Source organism: Streptomyces sp. RPA4-2 (genome assembly GCF_012273515.2).
Classification (GTDB): domain Bacteria; phylum Actinomycetota; class Actinomycetes; order Streptomycetales; family Streptomycetaceae; genus Streptomyces; species Streptomyces kaempferi.
On the sequence record NZ_CP050975.2, the window covers coordinates 6,998,555 to 7,017,078 of the forward strand.

Genomic DNA, 18,524 nt, shown 5'->3' on the forward strand with positions numbered 1-18,524 from the left:
GGTCACCAGCCCGAGGCGGTGTAGACGACGGCGGTGTCGGCCGCGGGCCCCCACGCCAGCTCGCGCAGCAGGCTGCCCGTGCCCTCCTCGGGGTCGATGAGCTGGATGCCCCGCCCCGCGTAGTGCCGCATCAGCTCGGGGGTGACCATCCCGTGGTTGCCGTCGCCCGTCGGCGCCCAGGGGCCCCAGTGGACGGTGAGGCCCCGGCGGCCCGTGCCGGACGCCGCCCAGCGGGCGCCGAGGGACTCCAGGGCGTCGTTGGCGGCGGCGTAGTCGCTCTGGCCGCGGTTGCCGAGGGTCGCGGCGATGCTGCCGAACAGCACGGCGAAGCGCGGTCCGTCTGGCAACTCGCCCACCGCGTCGAGCAGTTCGCGCGCGCCGTCGACCTTGGTACGGAACACCCGGTCGTAGGACGCCGGGCTCTTCTCCGCGATCAGCTTGTCCTCGATCACGCCGGCCGCGTACACGACACCGTCGAGTCGGCCGTGCTCGGCGTGGATCTCCTTCACCGCCCGGCGCACGGCGTCGCCGTCCAGGGCGTCCACCGCGCGGTAGCGGACCTCGGAGCCGAGCGCGGTGAGCCCGCGCAGCGTGCTGCGGACCTCGCGTTCCGCCTGGATCCGGCCGATCGCCCGCTCGATCTCGGCGGGGACGCGCAGACCGCCCGCGATGAGCGCGGACCGCAGTTCCCCCGCGCCGTGCGCGGCGGCGACGGCGGGGTCCTCCTCGCCGTCGGTCAGGGCGGTGCGGCCGAACAGCTCGATCCGGCAGCGGCTCGCGGCGGCCAGCGTCGCGGCGAACCGCGCGGTGATGCCCCGGGCGCCGCCCACCAGCAGGACGACCGACGTGCTGTCGAGACCGAGCGCGGCGGCCTCGGCGGCACCGTCCCCGGCCGGGCCCGCGCCGGTGCTCCCGAGCAGGCCGAGGCCCTCCTCGGTCATGCGCAGTCCGCGCCGGGCCCCCGGCGAGCGCAGCACCACCGGTTCCCGGTCGGGGGCCGTGAGTTCGGCGACGAGATCGGCGGCGAGGTCCTCGGGCGGGGTGCCGGGGGCGTGCTCGACGACCCGGGCCACGGTGTCGGGGTACTCGCGCGCGAGGGAGCGGAAGAAGCCGCGCAGCCCCGCCGAGGCACCCGCGGCCAGGACCCAGCGCGGGTGGCCGGCCAGCACCCGCCGGTAGGCGGGGTAGGCGTCCGGCAGTACGGGTGGGGAGTCCGGGGCGACCAGGTGGATGAGACCGTCGAACTCCGCTCCGGCGGGCGGCTCCCCGGCGGTCAGGGCGTGGGCGCCGTGCGCGGTCAGCCGTGCGGTCAGCGCCTCCGCGACCGGTCCGCGACCGAGCAGCAGGAACATCCGCCCCACCAACTGGTCTGTCGCGGATGCGGGTTCTGCGGGGTCGAGGTCGAACTCCCGCATCACGAGACGCCTGGGCGCCACGACGACGGGCTCGGCGGAGGCGGGTCCGCCCTCCCTGGGGCCGGCCCCGGCGCCCTCCACGGGGCCGGGACCGGCCACCTCGCCCCGCACACCCGCGACCAGCGCGGCGATGCTCGCGGCCGTACGGGCCTTGGCCAGGTCTTCGATGTGGGTGTCGGTGGCGCCGGTGGTGGTGAGTCCGAGGCGGGTGGCGAGTTCTCCGGCTATCTCGGCTCTCTTGATGGAGTCGACGCTGAGGTCGGCTTCGAGGTCGAGGTCGGGTTCGATCATGTCGACGGGGTAGCCGGTGAGCTCACCGATGACCTCCAGCACGAGGGCGAGGACGGTCTCGGCGGTCGGAGCCGTGTCCGCCACGGCGGAGGCGGAGGCCTGGGCCGTCTGGCCCGTTCGAGCGGTTCGCGCCCCGGTCACCCGTTCCACCAGCGCGGTGATGGTGGCGGCCGTACGGGCCTTGGCCAGGTCTTCGATGTGGGTGTCGGTGGCGCCGGTGGTGGTGAGTCCGAGGCGGGTGGCGAGTTCTCCGGCTATCTCGGCTCTCTTGATGGAGTCGACGCTGAGGTCGGCTTCGAGGTCGAGGTCGGGTTCGATCATGTCGACGGGGTAGCCGGTGCGCTCACCGATGACCTCCAGCACGACGGACAGCACCGAACCACCCGCCGCCTCCAGCGCCTCGGCCGGCGCGGCGACGGCGACGGGCGGCACCGTCACCGTGACGGGAGCGTCGGCGTACGTGACCGGGGCGGGGGCGGTGGACGCGATCGGGGCGGGGGCGGTGGGTCTCACCCCGGGTCGGCGCCCAGGTACCCGAGCATCACGTCCCGCTGCGCCGCGATCATCTCCCGGCTGGTCCGCAGGAACTCGCTGATCAGGGCCTCGGAGCCGGTCGCGGCCGCCGGTCCGTGCGGGGTGCCGCCGCTGGTCATGAGTGCCTCCGGGACGCGCTCGGCGGGGTGGAGTGCGGCGGCGGGGATCACACCGTCCGCGGTACGCAGCAGATGGCCGTCCACGGTCCAGGCGGCGCGCCTGCGACGCGTGGCGCGGGCGGCGTCGAGCGCGTCCCGGTCCTGGAAGAGCCACCCGGTCCTGACGTCCACCCCGGCGACGGCCAGCCGGGCGAGCGCGCCGAGGAACCCGGTGAGCCCGGTGCGGCGGCCGTCCTCCAGGGCGACCGTGCGGTGCGGCCGGTCGCCGAGCACCGCGCCCGTCAGCCGGGTCAGCACCGACCCGGGGCCGGCCTCGACGAAGACCCGGGCCCCGGCCTCGTACATCGCCTCGATCTGGTCGGCGAACCGGACCGGCGCGCCGATCTGGGCGGCCAGTTCCGCCCGGATCGCCCTGGGCGTCCGCGGGTAGGGGCCGGCCGTACGGTTCGACCAGACCGGGAAGTCGGGTGCGCTCAAGGGGACTTCGGCGAGCGCCTCGGCGAACCGTTCGCCGGCGGCCGCGACCAGCGGGCTGTGGAACGCGCAGGCCACCGGGATGCGCTGGGCGCTCAGTCCACGGGCGCGCAGCCGCTCCACGGCGCTGAGCACGTCCTCGGTGGGGCCCGAAATCACCGTCTGGCGGGGCGAGTTGCGGTTCGCCGTCACCACCGTTGCGTCGAGGCCGGCCTCCGCCAGGGCCGTCGCGACCTCCGGTTCGGGCGCGGTGACGGCGGCCATGGTGCCGGGGTCGCCGCCGCCGGTGGCGTCCAGGATGGCGGCGGCCCGTTCGTGGCTGGCCCGCAACAGGGACCCGGGCGCCAGGACACCGGCCGCGGCGAGCGCCGACAGCTCTCCGTAACTGTGCCCCGCGGCCATCGCCGGGCGTATCCCGGCCCTGCTCAGGAGCTGGAAGGCGGCGAGTGAGGTCAGCCCGAGCGCGGGCTGCGCGAGGGTGGTGTCGGTGATCCGCTCCCGCTGCTCCTTGCGGCTCGCCTCGTCGAAGGGGGCGGGCGGGAAGAGCACCCGGGCCGTCGCCTCGTCGAGCCGCAGATGACGCTGCAGCTCGGGAAAGGCCACGAACAGCTCCGCGAACATCCCGGGCCGCTGGCTGCCCTGCCCGGGGAAGAGCACCGCGACGCCCGCGTCAGCCGGTACGGGGCCGGTCGCGTTGTCGGCCGCCGGCCCGGCCGGGTCCGCGGTGGCCCGCGGGGAGTCGGCGGCGTCCGGGGTGACGGTGGACGGGCCACCGTCCGGGGCGGATGCGAGAAGGCTGTCCTTCGGTGCGGAGGCGAGCAGGCCGCCCTCCGCGGTGGCGGTGAACAGGCCGTCCTCCGAGCTGTGTTCGCCCGCCACCGCCCGCCCGAGCAGGTCTCTCAGCTCGTCGGTGGAGGCGGCGACCAGCGCGATGCGCACGGGGAGGCCGCGGGGCGCGGCGGCCTCGGCGCGCCGGGACGCGGCGAGGGCGAAGTCCCGCAGCCGCCACGGCTCGTACGGGCCGGGATCCGCCTCGACCAGGGCGAGCAGCTCGGCCGCCGCACGCTCGGCGGCCGCCCGGTCCGCGCCACGGAAGGTGAACAGCTCGGCGGGCCACTGCTGGGCGGCGGTGACCGGCGGCGGCCCGTCCTCGTGGGCCCGCAGCACGACGTGGAAGTTGGTGCCGCCGAAGCCGAAGGCGCTGACCCCGGCGACGCGTCGTGCCGGGGCGGCGGCCCAGGGCCGGGCCTCGGTGTGGAAGGCGAACGGGCTGCTGCTCGCGTCCCAGGCCGGGTTCGGCTCGGTGAGGTGCAGGGTCGGTGGCCGTACGCCGGTGTGCAGGGCCAGCGAGGTCTTGATGAGTCCGGCCAGCCCGGCGGCGCACTTGGTGTGACCGATCTGCGACTTCACCGACCCCAGCGCACAACTCCCCGGCTCGGCCCCGGCTTCCTCGAACACGCGGGTGAGAGCGCCGAGTTCGGTGCGGTCACCGACGACGGTCCCGGTGCCGTGCGCCTCGACGAGCCCGACCTCGGCCGGGGAGACGCCCGCGTTGCGGTACGCCCGGGTCAGCGCGTTGTACTGACCCTCGGGCCGGGGAGCGGTCAGCCCCAGCGCCCGGCCGTCACTCGCGCTGCCGACGCCCTTGATGACCGCGTACACCCGGTCCCCGTCGCGCTCGGCGTCGGCCAGCCGTTTGAGGACGACGCAGCCGACGCCCTCGCCGAGTGCGATGCCGTCGGCGGCGCTGTCGAAGGGCGCGGAACGGCCGGAGGGCGACAGGGCGTGGGCGGACGCGAAGAGCAGGTAGTCGTTGACGCCGTTGTGCAGATCCGCGCCCCCGCACAGCACCAGGTCGCTCGTACCGCCGGTCAGTTCCTTGCACGCCACGTCGACCGCGGTGAGCGAGGAGGCACAGGCGGCGTCCACGGTGTAGTTGGCACCACCGAGGTCGAGACGGTTGGCGATCCGGCCCGCGATGACGTTGGCGAGGATGCCGGGGAAGGAGTCCTCGGTCAGGCGCGGCAACTGCGCGTCCAGCGCGGGCGGCACGGCACCGAGATAGGACGGCAGCACGGACCGCAGGGTCATGGCGTTGGACAGGTCGCTGCCCGCCTCCGCGCCGAACACCACCGAGGCGCGGGCCCGGTCGAAGGGCCGGCTCCCGTACCCGGCGTCCTCCAGGGCCCGGCGCGCGGCCTCGAGAGCCAGCAGCTGCACGGGCTCGATGGCGGGCAGCGAGGCCGGCGGAATCCCGTACCGCAGCGGCTCGAAGGGGATTTCGGGGAGGAACCCGCCCCACCGGGACGGCGTCCTCTCGCCGGTTCCGGAGCCGTCGGGGGAGTGGTAGAGGCCGGCGTCCCACCGGGTCGCGGGCACCTCGGTGACGGAGTCCTCGCCCGCCAGCACGTTGGCCCAGAAGGTGGCGAGGTCGGGGGCGCCGGGGAACATGCACGCCATGCCGACGACGGCGATGTCCAGCGGCTCGGGGGAGGGGACGGCGGCCGGTTCCCCGAGACCGAGGGCGGCCAGCCGGTCGGCCAGGAAGGCGGCCGCCCCGGTCGTGACCGAGGCGTGCAGGGCGGCGACGGTGGTGACGGCCGAGCGCAGCACGGCCACCTCACCGGCCATGAACATGCCCTCGGCGAGCTGTCTCTCCTCATCCACCTCGCGCAGCTCGCCCCCGGCCCGCTCGATGCCCTTGCTGGCCAGCCGCAGCCGGCCCACGTTGAGCCGCTCCAACTGCTCCCAGGCCTCCCGGCCGGGCACCTCACGGGCGGCCAGGTCCTCCTTGACGGCGGCGAACTCGTCGGTGAACGGGCTGCGGACACAGCGGGTGGCGTGCCCCGGGGCGGTCTCCAGCAGGTCCGTGCGTTCGGCGGCGATCACCTGACGCTGGAACAGCGGCAGCACGGCGCCCGCGTCGACCGCCTCCTCGGTGAACAGGTACGCCGTGCCCATCAGCACGCCGACGGCGGCACCCCGGGCGCTCAGCGGCGCGGCGAGGGCGCTGACCATCGCGCTGGACCGCTCGTCGTGGACCCCGCCCGCGAAGAGCAGGTGCAGTTCGGCCGCCGTGCCGTTCTTCGCGCCCGCCAGGAAGTCGTCCAGCACGCCGAGTTGTGCCTCCCACAGCGGGAAGCTGTTGCGCGGTCCGACGTGTCCGCCGCACTCGGCGCCCTCGAAGACGAACTTGCGCGCGCCCGCCTCCAGGAACTGCTTCAGCAGGCCCGGGGACGGCACGTGCAGGAAGGTGGAGATGCCCGCCTCCTCCAGCACGGCGGCCTGTGCGGGACGGCCGCCCGCGATGATCGCGTGGGAGGGGCGGATCTCTCGTACGACGGCGAGCTGTGCGGTCTTGATCTCCTCGTCCGCGAAGCCCAGCACGCCGACGCCCCAGGGCGCGTCCCCGAGCGTGTCCCTGGTCCGCTCCAGGACGGCGCGGGTCTGCTCGGCGCCGGACAGCGCGAGTGCGACGAAGGGGAGCGCGCCGTGTCCGCTCACCTCGGCGGCGAACGCGGCCTGGTCGCTGACCCGGGTCATCGGCCCCTGGGCCACCGGCAGTTCGGTCCCGAGCGCACGGCTGCCCGCACTGGTGGTGCCGAGCGCGGGACCGGCGTCCTCGAGAGCGTCGAGGACGGCGTCCCGTACGCCTCGCACGGCCGCGCGGACGGTGCCCCAGCGTTCCTGGAAGCGGGCCGCGAGGAAACCGTCCTGACCGATCTCGGAGGCCGGGGCGCCCTCCGGGGTTCCCCGGCGTCGTACGACGCGGCGGCCCGCCTCCAGGGTGGTCTCGGAGCCGTCGAGCCCGGCCAGCAGGGCCCGGGTGCCGGCGGGCAGCCCTGCCTCGGCCTCGCTGAGCAGGGCGAGCTGGGTGTCCAGGACGACCCCGGCGCCGCCGCCCGCCACGACGGCCGCCGCGGTGTACGGTCCGGCGCCGCCGCAGGCCCAGACCGGCAGATCGAACGTCTCGTCGCCGAGCAGCTGTTGCACCAGGACGAAGGTGCTCAGCTCGCCCACCGGTCCGCCTGCCTCGTGGCCCCGGGCGATCAGCCCGTGGGCGCCGGCCGCGGCGGCCCGTAACGCCTGCTCCCGGCCGGTCACCTCGACGAGCACGCGACGGCCCGGGAAGTCCGCGGGGGTGCAGCAGGCGTCGTCGGTCAGCAGGACGGTGTGCGCGCCGACGGGGAGTTCCCGCGCGGGAAAGGCGGCGTCGTCGCGGAGCCGTACGCCGAAACCGGTGGGCGACCATTCCCCGGCCAGCGCGAGTTCCCCGGCTGCCCGGCGCCCACCCGAGGTGAGGTCCAGTACGCCCAGACCACCGGCCCGCACGGCGGCGGCGGTGACGCGTGCGGACGGGACGGCGAACGGGTTCACGGCGATGACGATGTCGTCGACAGCAAGCGGGCCGGAAGTATCGATATTCGGCACAGGCACGCGAACGCTCCAATATCACACGGGAGTGAGGAATGGTGGGGGAGAGCGGAGAGCGCTTGCGCTTCACAACAAGCCGTGACCGATGTGAAGCACGCTCATGCTTATTGCGCATCCAGGTGAAAGTCAAACTCTCAAGGAGGCAGGACTTACCCGACGTAACACTGCTGACATGGCGGCTTCGGATTCCCGCGTGGGCGAGCAACGGGTGCTTTGTTCCTGGGCAGTTGAGCGGCTGGTCGACCACTGTTCGGGTGCTGGTCGCCCACTGGGTCGGCCTGCGGAAATGGCTCCTGACGAAAAGTCAAAGCAGGGTGTACGAGGGCTCGCACGGAAACGTATTGTTTCCCTCGATGTAAATTGAATCCTTCAACAGTTCTGCCTCGCATAATCGGAATTCGCGCCGGGCAAAAGGGTGGGATTCATCACTTGGGTGTGAATAGCCGCGATTCGTACTCGCCAGTAGGTTGGCTCGATCGGCACGGTCCACGCTATGTGGATCATGTTCTTTCGGCAGCCCGGACCGGCCGTGCGCCTGACCGGACCCTGGCCGGATCCGACGGCCGCCGGGGCGGCGGTGGTGAGGGGGACGCGTGGGGCGTTCGTCGGCGGGTGCACCACCGACTGCCCCTGCGTCCGGCCGGGCGGAGGGGCAGACCCGCACGCGTCCACCGTGCTCCGCACCCGTGAGACCAGCGCACCCTCGCCGGCGAAGGGCGTCGGGGCCCGTACGTCGGCGCGAGCGGCGCCGCCGTCCGTCCGGGCCGGACCGGACACGCCCGCAGCGCCGGTGCCCGGGGCGACTTCTGGTCCGCTCGGCCGGGGGACAAGCCTGTGCGGGGTCCTCGGCCCCAGCGAAGAACGGCGCGAACTCGTTGCCGTCGAGCGTGCGGGGGATGGGGATTCCGGTCATCGGAGGGTGCGGCCGACACCGGAACGGCGCTGGAGGAGTCGCCCGGCCACGGGCGAGACGGCGCCGAGCGACCAGGACAACACGGCGTCGATGTCCTCGGTGGTCCCGGGGCGGGCGAAGGCGCCGAGGCCGCCGGCGGCCTCGCGCCGTTCGGCGGCGACGGCCGAGAGCGGGAAGCGCGGGTGGGCGGCCGCCCGTGCGGCGCCGCAGGCCTGGGCGGGCGCGGCCGGCGACGTCTGTCGGCCGACGGATGCGTTGCCGCAGGTCAAAGGGAGTCCTGCCGAAGATGACAACGGTGACCGGTGCAGCCTTTGCCGAATGCCCGGCGGTGCGTTTCACTTCGATCGAGGCACTCGACGCACAGGGGGAACACGGACAGCATGAGCGATCACGGTCATGACCACGGATCCGGGCACGCGCAGCGGCACGAGCACGGCTCGGGGAGTCATGGCGCCCACTCGCACGGGGTGTCGGCGGGCACCGACCGCCGCTGGCTGGCGATCGCGCTCACCCTCATCACGGCGTTCATGGCGGTCGAGGTCGTCGTCGGTGTCCTCGCCGGTTCGCTGGCCCTCATCTCGGACGCCGCGCACATGCTCACCGACGCCGCGTCCATCGTGCTCTCCCTGATCGCCATGCGGCTCGCCGCGCGCCCGGCCCGCGGCGGTTTCACGTACGGCCTCAAGCGCGCGGAGATCCTCTCGGCCCAGGCGAACGGCCTGACACTGCTGCTGCTCGGGGCCTGGCTGGCGTACGAGTCCGTGCGCCGGCTCATCGACCCGCCCGCGGTCGAGGGCGGGCTGATGCTCATCACGGCCCTCGTCGGTATCGCCGTGAACGTGGCCGCCACCTGGTGCATCTCCCAGGCCAACCGCTCCTCGCTCAACGTCGAGGGCGCCTACCAGCACATCCTCAACGACCTGTTCGCCTTCGTCGGCACCGCGGTCGCCGCGCTGGTGATCGTCCTGACCGGCTTCAGCCGCGCCGACCCGATCGCCACGCTGATGGTGGTGGCCCTGATGGCGAAGGCCGGGTACGGGCTTCTGCGCGAGTCCGGCCGCATCTTCCTGGAGGCCGCGCCCGCGGACGTCGACCCGGACGCGCTCGGCGACCGGCTCGTCGCCCTGCCGGCCGTCGTCGAGGTGCACGACCTGCACGTCTGGCAGATCACCTCCGGTCAGGCCGCCCTGTCCGCACACGTCCTGGTCGAGTCCGCCGGCGACTGCCACGCCGTCCGGCGGGACCTGGAGGAGCTCCTGCGCGACGACTACGGCATCACGCACACCACGCTCCAGGTCGACCACGCCTCGGAGCAGGTGTTTCAGGTGGCGCTGCCCGGGGAGCGCAAGCTCCTCGACGACCCGGGGCACTGCGAGGACGCCCACGGGCCGGTCCACCGGGACGAGCCGCACGAACACTGAGCCGGCGGGCACACCCCGGCCGGATCAGGCCGGGGTGTGATCGGCGTGCGTTTGACCGGTCCGCGCGTGGTCGGACTGTGTGTGCGGGGCCCGTGTGCGGTCGTCCTGTGTGTGCTGGCCACGCGTGGGCTGGGACGGTGCGTGGTGGGCGGGCGCGGGACGATCCGACGTGTGACCGTGCGACGTGTGGTGCGCCGACGTGTGACCGTCCGACGGGTGGTGCACTGACGCGTGACCATACGACGTGAGGTGCGCCGACGCATGACCATCCGACGTGTCCTGCGCCGACGCGTGGTGCGCCGACGTGTGATGCGCCGACGCGTGGTGTGACGACGTGTGATGCGCCAGCGCCAAGTGCGGGTCGGCCTCGCCTGGCGCGGTTGCCGGATCGGCGTGCACCAGTGCGGCGTCGAGCTTCGGCACCGTGTGCAGCAGCGCGTGCTCGCACGCGACCGCGACCGCGTGCGCCGCGCGTACGGACAGTTCCCCGTCGACGACGACAGCGACCTCGGCGCGCAGCCGGTGACCGATCCAGCGCAACCGCAGTTCGCTCACCTCCTGTACGCCGTCGACCGTCAGGAGCGCCGTCTCCGCGGAGTCGACGAGGGCCGGGTCGACGGCGTCCATGACGCGCCGGAAGACCTCGCGGGCGGCGTCCCGCAGCACGAGCAGGATGGCCGCCGTGATCAGAAGTCCGACGATCGGGTCCGCCGACCGCCAGCCGAGCGCCGCGCCACCGGCACCGAGCAGGACGGCGAGTGAGGCGAACCCGTCCGTACGGGCGTGGAGACCGTCGGCGACCAGGGCGGCGGAGCCGATCTCCCGGCCGACGCGGATGCGGTAGCGGGCCACCCACTCGTTGCCGATGAACCCGGCGACGGCCGCGGCGGCCACCACCGGGACGTGCCGGATGTCCCGCGGGTCGAGCAGCCGGTCCACGGCTGCCCAGGCGGCGAAGGCCGCGGACGCGGTGATCGTCAGCAGGATGGCGATGCCGGCCAGGTCCTCGGCACGTCCGTAGCCGTAGGTGAAGCGGCGGTTGGCGGCGCGGCGGCCCAGGACGAAGGCGATGCCGAGGGGTACGGCGGTGAGCGCGTCCGCGGCGTTGTGCACGGTGTCGCCCAGCAGCGCGACCGACCCGGAGAACACCACGATCACCGCCTGGACGAGCGCCGTCGCGCCGAGCGCGGCCAGCGAGACCCACAGGGCCCGCATGCCCCGGGCGGAGGACTCCAGTGCCGGATCCACCTTGTCGGCGGCCTCGTGCGAGTGCGGCGTCAGCAGATGCCGCAGCCGGTGCCCGAACCGCCGCGCTCGGCGGGCCTCCGGCCCTGGAGCGCCAGGAGCGTGCGGGTGCCCATGGCCGTGCCCGTGCTCCTGCCCGCGGCCGTGGGCTTGTCCCTGGCCGCGTTCTTGCCCTTGCCTGTGGCTGTGCGCATGTCCGTGGGCGTGCTCGTGCTCGTGCGCGTATCCGTCTTCGTCGTGGCTGTGCGGGTGTGCGTGACCTTGACCGTGTGCGTGGTGGTGGCTCACGTGGGTCCCCTTTCCGGGCCGTCCGGTACGTGGGCGGGAAGGCGGCGCGGCAGCGGTGGACACGATGGTGCCCACCGCTCCATTATGTGCATATGAGCGCACGCATGCATCTGTCACCTGCCACCGATGCGCACCCGCGCACACCCGGCGAGGAGCAGTTCGCCCTCGCCGCCGAACTGCTCGCCCTGCTCGGGGACCGCACCCGTCTGGTGCTGTTGCACGCCCTGGCCGAGGGCGAGGCCGACGTCACCACCCTCACCGAGACCTGCGGGGCCGCCCGCCCGGCCGTCAGTCAGCACCTGGCCCGGCTCCGTCTCGCGGGACTCGTGACCACCCGCAAGGAGGGCCGCCGGGTCGTCTACGCCCTGCGCGACGGCCACCTGCGCCGGGTGGTGGACGAGGCCCTCAACCTGGCCGACCACAGGATCAGCGACCGGCCCGCGCACGACTGACACACCTGGCACGACCGACTCGGCTGAGGTGTTCGAGGCGTCAGAGGTGTCCGAGGTGTCCGAAGCGGCGCCGCGTGCCGCTTCCGCCGGGACCCGGTAGGTTGCCGCCACCGACGCCCGCGCGAAGGGAACGCGAAGGGAAAGGGAGGAAGGGAGATGTCCGAGGCCATGGGCACCGGGGTGACGGAGAGCGAGCTGGAGCTGGCCGATGGACGCAGACTGCACGTCCACGACACCGGTGCGGACGGGTCCGATCGCCTCACCGTCCTCTGGCACCACGGCACGCCCAACATCGGAGCGCCGCCCGAGCCCCTTTTCGCCGCCTCCGAACGACTGGGCATCCGCTGGGTGTCGTACGACCGCCCCGGCTACGGCGGATCGACCCCGCTGCCGGGCCGGAACGTGGCATCGGCCGCCGCCGACGTCACCCGGATCGCGGACGCGCTGGGCATCGGCCGTTTCGCGCTCATGGGGCACTCGGGCGGCGGAACGCACGCGCTGGCGTGTGCGGCCCTGCTGCCGGAACGGGTGCTCGGCACGGTGAGCGTGGCGGGGCCGGCCCCCTTCGGCGCCGAGGGACTCGACTGGTTCGCGGGCATGAACGACGCCGGTCGGGCGTCGCTGACCGCGGCCGTCGCGGGCCGCGAGGAGAAGGCGCGCCACGAGGCGGAAGCGACCTACGACCCGGGCATGTTCACCGCGGCCGACCACGCGGCCCTCGCCGGTGAGTGGTCCTGGTTCCACGAGGTCGTCGGCCCCGCCGTCGAAGCGGGCCCGGGCGGCCTGATCGACGACGACCTGGCCTACGTCGGCGCCTGGGGCTGCGATCCACGGTCGATCACGGGCCCGGTGCTCCTTCTGCACGGCGGCGAGGACAGGGTCGTCCCCTCCTCCCACAGTGAGTGGCTCGCGAGCCGGTGCCCCCGCTCGGAACTCCGCCTGCACCCGGCCGACGGCCACATCTCCGTCCTGCGCCATGCCGTCGCCGCGCTGGAATGGCTCGGTCGTCTCCGTCCCTGAACCGGGTTCGCCGCCCCGGGAACATGCGGGCGCGTCCGCCGGTCCACGCTCCCGCCCTCGTGGCGACACCCTCAGCTCGTGATGAGTTCTCCGATCGTTCGTCATCGCGCGCCATCACCTGTGATGATGTGGATCAGGGGAACGACCGGTGAGGTCATGAGGTCCGGGGGGATCGATGAGCAGTACGGCGTCGGCGCTGATACGGCTGAAGTCCGCGCAGAAGAGCGCGAAGGGCGTATCGCTGTATTCGCGGTTCGTGAACCGGCCCGCGGGCCGGTATCTCGCCGCCGGGGCGTACCGGCTGGGGCTGACACCCAACCACGTCACCATGATCAGTGCGGCGTTCAGCTTCGCGGCGGTCGCGGTGGCGGCGCTCGCCGTGCCCACCGTGGCCGCCGGCCTCGTGGTGTGGCTCGGGCTCGCCGTGGGTTTCGCCTTCGACTCCGCGGACGGGCAGCTCGCCCGGCTGCGCGGCGGCGGCAGCGCGGCGGGTGAATGGCTCGACCATGTGGTCGACTGCGCCAAGATCACCGCCCTGCACACCGCCGTGCTGCTCACCTTTTACCGGCACCCCGGTCACTTCGGGACCGCGGCCGACGGCTGGCTGCTGGTGCCGCTCGGATTCCAACTCGTCGCCGTCGTGACGTTCTTCGGCGGACTGCTGACCGAGCAGCTCAAGCCCAAGGCGGCCCCGGGCGACGGGGGCCCGCCCTCCGCGGCACGCGCGGTGGCCCTGCTCCCGGTCGACCACGGGGTGTTCTGCCTGGTCTTCCTGCTGCTCGGCGGCGGCAGCGCCTTCCGGTGGGCCTACACCGTTCTCGCCGTCGCCGCCGCGCTCTTCCTCGTCGCCTTCCTCACCAAGTGGTTCCGGGAGCTGTCCGCAGTTCGTCGTTGAACCGCGTCCCGTCCAGGGCGTCGATGGCGCGCCGCAGTTGGGTGCTTGACGTGTGCACGGTGTACGGGAAGTAGACGACGTCCACGCCTACGGTGGCGAAGTCCCGCTCCAGCCGCTCCCCCTTCGGCGTGTCCCTCCAGTCGTCGCCCTTGAACAGGACGTCGAAGCGGACCTGCTTCCACGTCTCCAGCTTGTCCGGCACGGTCTCCACGAACGCGGCGTCCACGTACTTGATGCTTCGGACGATCTCCAGCCGCTCCACCAGCGGGATCATCGGCAGCCTCCCCTTGGCGTTCTGGGCCATCTCGTCCGAGACCACGCCTGCCACCAGGTAGTCGCACTGGGCACGCGCGTGCCGCAGGATGTTCAAGTGCCCAATGTGGAAAAGATCGTAGGCGCCCGGCGCGTAGCCCACGCGATACGGCTTGCCTGATGGCACAGATGCCCCCCTTGATCGATGCTGTCCCCCAATGCGCACCCCTTTGCGGGGATGCACGGACTTTGACGATAGCGTTCATGCTAGGTGCAGGAAGGGTGAACAATTAGGGTGCGTCCTGGTTCACTTCTGATGAGGGCGTGGGCCCCGGGGCCCGTAGGGCGCGGACGCACAGGGGAGGCCGCGCAGGTGGCCGGGGGGAAGGTTTCGTCGCGTGACAGAGACCCACGACGAGCGCAGCCGTCGGGACGGGCGCGGGGCCGCTCACACAGCGGCCTCCGTACCGGAGCAGCGCACCACCGGGCCGGACGGCCTCGCACTGACCGGAAAGAAGAGCGAACTCGCCACATCCAGGCGCCGGCTGCTCCTGGTGTCCACCAACTACGCCCCCGAACACACCGGTATCGGACCGTACGCGACCGGCATCGCCGAGCACTGGGCGAGCCGAGGGCATGACACCCACGTTCTCGCGGGGCTCCCGCACTACCCGTCCTGGCGCCTCGACCCCGCCTACCGCGGGGTGTGGCGGGCCACCGAACAGCGTGCCGGAGTCACCGTTCACCGTCGTCGGCACAGCGTCCCGCCCCGGCAAAGCGCCCTGCGCAGAGCCCTGTTCGAGAGTTCGATACTCGTGCACGGCCTGGTCGCGCCACCCCGCACCGGCCGCGTCGACGCCGTGCTCGCCCAACTGCCCAGCCTCGCCGGGGGAGTGCTCGGCGCGCGTATCGCCGCCCGGTACCACGTCCCCTACGTGCCGGTCGTGCAGGACCTGATGGGCGCGGCCGCCGCACAGTCCGGCATCCAGGGCGGTGGCCGCGCCGCCGAGCTCGCCGAGCGCGCGGAGTCGTGGGTACTGCGGCGTGCCACCCTCGTCGGCGTCATCCACGAGACGTTCGTCGAGCGGGTGCGTGCCATGGGAGTGGATCCCGGACGCATCCGCCTGGTGCCCAACTGGTCGCACATACAGGCACCTTCGGCTCCCCGTGCCCGCACCCGTGAGCGCCTCGGCTGGCGGCCGGGGCAGACCGTGGTGCTGCACTCCGGCAACATGGGCCTCAAGCAGGGGCTGGACGTGCTGGTGGAGGCGGCCCGCCGCGATCCGGCCACCCGGATCGTGCTGATGGGCGACGGCAACCAGCGCGAGCACCTCGCCCGCCGTGCCGGAGGGCTGCCCAATCTGGAGTTCCTGCCTTCGGTGGCCGACGCCGACTTCCCCGACGTGCTGGCGGCGGCCGACGTGCTCGCCGTCACCCAGCGTGCCTCCGTCCTCGACATGAGCGTCCCCTCCAAACTCACCTCGTACTTCGCGGCCGGCCGCCCGGTGGTCGCCTCCGTCGCGGCCGAAGGCGGCACGGCCCGCGAAGTGCTGCGCTCGGGTGCCGGAATGCTTGTGGAACCGGAGAATCCCGATCAGTTCCTGTCGGCAGTGCGTACACTCGCCGAAGATCCGGTGACGGCGGACGAGTTGGGCGCGGCGGGACCGCGCCATGTGGCCGCTCATCTGTCACGGGAGGCGGGTCTCGCGCGGATCGACGCGCTGATCGACGAAGTTTTGGGGGGACCTGGAAGGTGAGCGACACACACGTTCCCGCACGGGGGGAGGACGAGCCGGAGCAGCTGCGCGAGCAGTTCCGTCAACTCCTTCGCTATCGCTGGCTGATCAGCGGCGGCATCGGTGTCGGACTGCTGGCCGGCGCCTGGCTCGGTATCACCGGTGCCGACAGCTACGCCGCCACCACCGACGTCGTGCTGCGCGCCCCCACCAGCGATCCCTTCGCACCGACCCTGTCCAGCGACAAGGCGATCAACATGGGGTCCGAGCGGCAGACGGCGCTCAGCCGCAAGGTCGCCGAAGGCGCCGCGAAGCGACTCGGGATCGGCGCCGACGGGGTCGACCGGCTCCAGCACGGACTCCAGGTCACCAACCCGCCACAGACCCTCGTGCTGCACTTCACCTACACCGCCGCCGACCCGAAGCAGGCGGCCCGCCGCGCCAACGCCCTCACGCAGTCCTACATCGACCTGCGCAAGGAGCAGTGGGAGGCCGTCCGGGGGTCGATGCTCAAGAGCCTGCAGGACCAGCTCAATCCCGTCGCCAAGCAGAACGACGAACTCGCCAGGCAGATCAAGGCCCTGCCCAACGGCTCCGCCGCGGACTCCGCCTACGCGGTGCAGGCCAACCTGCTCAACCGCATCACCGACCTGCGTGGCAAGATCACCAGTCTGAAGGCGCTCGACATGACGCCGGGCAACGTGATCCGCAACGCCACCGTTCCCCCCTCGTCCGACGGGCCGGGCCTGCCGCTCTCACTCGGACTGGGCGGCCTCGTCGGCGTCGGCCTGGGCCTGCTCGGTGCCTGGGTGCGTCTGGTCTTCGATCCCGCGCCGCGCTCGGCGGGCGACGTGGCCCGTGCGGTGCGCGGTCCCGTCCTCGGCGCGCTGCCGCGCGGCTCGGCGGGGACCCTGGTGGTCGGCCACACCGACTCCCGGGCGGCCGAGGAGTACCGCTCGATCGCCTTCCGGCTGGCCTACGACGAGAGGTTCGCCGACCGGCGCCGCCTGCTCGTCGTCGCCCCGCGCGGCTCCATGGAGTCGAGCGTCGCCGTCGCGGTCAACCTCGCCGCCTCTTTCGCGGAGACCGGCAAGAACGTGCTGCTGGTGGAGGCCGATCTGCGCACCCCGTCCCTCTCCGAACGGCTCGACGTGTCGGCCGCCTTCCGGCCCCATTGGAGCCGCACCAGCGAGCACGCCGAGGGAGAGTGGCCCGGCCGCGGCCAACTAGTCGTCGACGCGGGGGAGTCAGGGGCCTTCGGCCTCGTCGCCGGTGAGCGGGTGCGCAACGTCCCGCGCGCACTGACCTCCGCGCGGACCACCCGGTTGATCGCCGAGGCCGACGATCCCGACGCCACGGTCGTGGTCGTCGCCCCGCCCGTCCTCGCCTACGCCGACGCCCTCGCGCTCGTCGACCGGGTCGACGGGGTGCTCATCGTCTGTGACCCGCGCACCGTGCACCGCGCCGACCTCGTCCGCATCCGCGAACTGATCGTCGGTGCGGGCGGCACCGTGCTGGGCGCGGTGACCCACACCGAGTCGAAGCGGAGCGAAGCGGGGACCTCCGCCCGCCGCGGCAACGGCCGCCGTGCGGTCCAGAGCCCGGCGGCCAGGACGGCTCCGCCCAGCCCCAGGCCCGAGCCGGACCGGCACCTCGACGGAGACGGCAGCGACACGGTCGCGCTGCGCACCCTCCGCTCGGGGGACCGGTGACCACGCCGGGGCAACCGCCGCCGACGTCCGACCCGCCTCGCGTACCGCGGCGTTCGACAGCCGCTCTCGCCTCCGTGCTCGACCAGGCGGCGTCCAGCCTCACCAACATCGCCGTACTGGTCATCGCCGCCCGCGTCTCCACCGCGCACGGGTTCGCCACCTTCTCGATGGTCTACCTGACCTTCACGGTGCTGCTCGGCCTCAACATGGCGTACGTGGGCCAGGCGGTCGTCCTCACCCGGGGCGACACCGCCGCCGTCGGGGCCGCCTGCCGGTCCGCGACGGCCTTCACCGCGCTGGCCGCCACCGTCGGCGGCGTACTGCTGGCCGTCGCCGGCGCGATCGCCGCCGCCGTCACCGGCGGCTGGGCCGGTCCGGGCGGAGCCTTCCTCGCCCTGGGGCTCGTCCTGCCGCTGGTGCTGGTGCAGGACGAACTGCGGTACGCGTTCTCCACCCTGCAGCGCCCGGGCCTGGCGCTGGCCGCCGACAGCCTGCGCCTCCTGTGCGTGGTGCCCGCGCTGCTGTTCCAGCCCCGGCATGCCGCGCCGGGGATGCTCGTGGCCGTCTGGGGACTGTCGGCCGTGCCGGCGCTGCTGCTGGGCCTGCGCCTGCTGTGGCCCCATGTGCGCGGCGCGCGAGCCGACCTGCTGCCCTATGTACGCCGGGGCCACCTCGGACAGCGTTTCGTGGTGGAGTTCGCCGTGGGCAACGCCTCCAGCCAGCTCGCCGTGCTGGGCCTCGGACTGTTCGCCGCCCCGCTGGCGGTCGGAGCGCTGCGCGGGGCCACCACGCTCTTCGGCCCGCTCAACGTCCTGTTCAACTCGGTCAACGCGTTCGGTCCGCCGCTGCTGGGGCGTCTCGGAGGCCGCCGGGCAACTACCCGTGCCGCCGCCGCGCTCGGCCTGGTGCTCAGTGTCGTCGGCCTCGCCTGGGGGCTGGTGCTCTACGCGCTGCCCGACCACGTGGGACGCCAACTCCTCGGCGCCACCTGGCAGTCGGCCGCCGCGCTGCTGCCCGCCTCGGGTGCCCAGTACGCGGTGATGGGCCTGGGCACCTGTGCCCTGGTGACCCTGCGGGTGCTCAGCCCTCGCGCCACGCTGTCGGTGCAGGTGGTGTTCTCGCTGCTCTCGGTCGCCCTCATGCTCGCCGGATACCTGCTGACCGGATCGGCGCTGGGTGCTGCCTGGGGGCTGGCCGCGGGTTCCGCGCTGAAAGCGGTGGCGGCCTGGACACGCGTCGCGCGCCTGCGCGTGGAGGAGCGGTCCACGGCCGCGCCCGTCCCGGCGGTCCCCACCGGCTGAGAGCCGGCGGTTCCGGCGGTCG

12 protein-coding genes and 1 pseudogene are annotated in these 18,524 nt (G+C 73.3%); 7 read left to right on the top strand and 6 right to left on the bottom strand.

Translation table 11 applies throughout. The features are described 5' to 3' along the window. Nucleotides 1-2: 2 nt before the first annotated feature. The 3 genes from HEP85_RS30595 to HEP85_RS30605 all read right to left on the bottom strand — a co-directional run bounded on the left by HEP85_RS30595 (nt 3) and on the right by HEP85_RS30605 (nt 8,449). The gene (locus tag HEP85_RS30595; protein WP_369657911.1) at nt 3-2,219 is read right to left on the bottom strand and encodes an SDR family NAD(P)-dependent oxidoreductase; all 2,217 of its coding nucleotides are present in this window, start codon (nt 2,217-2,219) and stop codon (nt 3-5) included. Next, nucleotides 2,216-7,270, bottom strand: a complete 5,055-nt coding sequence (locus HEP85_RS30600) for a beta-ketoacyl synthase N-terminal-like domain-containing protein (protein ID WP_369657912.1) — start codon at nt 7,268-7,270, stop codon at nt 2,216-2,218. The genes HEP85_RS30595 and HEP85_RS30600 overlap by 4 nt, the downstream gene beginning before the upstream one ends. 906 nt (nt 7,271-8,176) lie before the next feature. Continuing rightward, nucleotides 8,177-8,449 carry a hypothetical protein gene (locus HEP85_RS30605; RefSeq protein ID WP_168524956.1) on the bottom strand — a complete coding sequence of 91 codons (273 nt, stop codon included), beginning with the start codon at nt 8,447-8,449 and terminating at the stop codon, nt 8,177-8,179. A gap of 111 nt (nt 8,450-8,560) precedes the next feature. Between HEP85_RS30605 and HEP85_RS30610 the strand changes: the two genes are divergently transcribed. After that, nucleotides 8,561-9,601 carry a cation diffusion facilitator family transporter gene (locus HEP85_RS30610; protein WP_168530771.1) on the top strand — a complete coding sequence of 347 codons (1,041 nt, stop codon included), beginning with the start codon at nt 8,561-8,563 and terminating at the stop codon, nt 9,599-9,601. A 327-nt stretch (nt 9,602-9,928) separates the two neighbouring features. On the opposite strand, the pseudogene HEP85_RS30615 reads toward HEP85_RS30610, so the two are convergent. Both HEP85_RS30615 and HEP85_RS30620 read right to left on the bottom strand, forming a co-directional pair. After that, a pseudogene (locus HEP85_RS30615) lies at nt 9,929-10,900 on the bottom strand (cation diffusion facilitator family transporter); the annotation flags it as partial. Beyond that, nucleotides 10,879-11,040 (bottom strand): hypothetical protein, encoded by a 162-nt coding sequence (locus HEP85_RS30620; RefSeq protein WP_168524957.1) that lies wholly within the window; start codon nt 11,038-11,040, stop codon nt 10,879-10,881. The gene HEP85_RS30620 and the pseudogene HEP85_RS30615, both read right to left, overlap by 22 nt. A gap of 186 nt (nt 11,041-11,226) precedes the next feature. On the opposite strand from HEP85_RS30620, the gene HEP85_RS30625 reads away from it, so the two are divergent. The 3 genes from HEP85_RS30625 to HEP85_RS30635 all read left to right on the top strand — a co-directional run bounded on the left by HEP85_RS30625 (nt 11,227) and on the right by HEP85_RS30635 (nt 13,501). After that, complete coding sequence (locus tag HEP85_RS30625; protein WP_168530772.1) at nt 11,227-11,586, top strand: metalloregulator ArsR/SmtB family transcription factor; 360 nt, start codon at nt 11,227-11,229, stop codon at nt 11,584-11,586. A gap of 156 nt (nt 11,587-11,742) precedes the next feature. After that, nucleotides 11,743-12,606 carry an alpha/beta fold hydrolase gene (locus HEP85_RS30630; protein ID WP_248002125.1) on the top strand — a complete coding sequence of 288 codons (864 nt, stop codon included), beginning with the start codon at nt 11,743-11,745 and terminating at the stop codon, nt 12,604-12,606. A gap of 175 nt (nt 12,607-12,781) precedes the next feature. Next, a complete protein-coding gene (locus HEP85_RS30635) occupies nt 12,782-13,501 on the top strand; it encodes a CDP-alcohol phosphatidyltransferase family protein (RefSeq protein ID WP_168530773.1) in 720 nt (239 codons plus the stop codon). Here HEP85_RS30635 and HEP85_RS30640 read toward each other — a convergent pair. After that, nucleotides 13,461-13,940: an adenylyltransferase/cytidyltransferase family protein gene (locus HEP85_RS30640; RefSeq protein WP_168530774.1), complete on the bottom strand. Its 480-nt coding sequence runs from the start codon at nt 13,938-13,940 to the stop codon at nt 13,461-13,463. The two genes, HEP85_RS30635 and HEP85_RS30640, sit on opposite strands and share 41 nt — an antisense overlap. A gap of 364 nt (nt 13,941-14,304) precedes the next feature. Between HEP85_RS30640 and HEP85_RS30645 the strand changes: the two genes are divergently transcribed. The 3 genes from HEP85_RS30645 to HEP85_RS30655 all read left to right on the top strand — a co-directional run bounded on the left by HEP85_RS30645 (nt 14,305) and on the right by HEP85_RS30655 (nt 18,502). Further along, complete coding sequence (locus HEP85_RS30645) at nt 14,305-15,510, top strand: glycosyltransferase (protein ID WP_168534173.1); 1,206 nt, start codon at nt 14,305-14,307, stop codon at nt 15,508-15,510. Further along, entirely contained in the window at nt 15,507-17,201 is a 1,695-nt protein-coding gene (locus HEP85_RS30650) for a lipopolysaccharide biosynthesis protein (protein ID WP_168530775.1), read from the top strand. Before HEP85_RS30645 ends, HEP85_RS30650 begins: the two co-directional genes overlap by 4 nt. 74 nt (nt 17,202-17,275) lie before the next feature. Continuing rightward, nucleotides 17,276-18,502 (top strand): hypothetical protein, encoded by a 1,227-nt coding sequence (locus tag HEP85_RS30655; protein WP_356012131.1) that lies wholly within the window; start codon nt 17,276-17,278, stop codon nt 18,500-18,502. Nucleotides 18,503-18,524 lie beyond the last annotated feature (22 nt).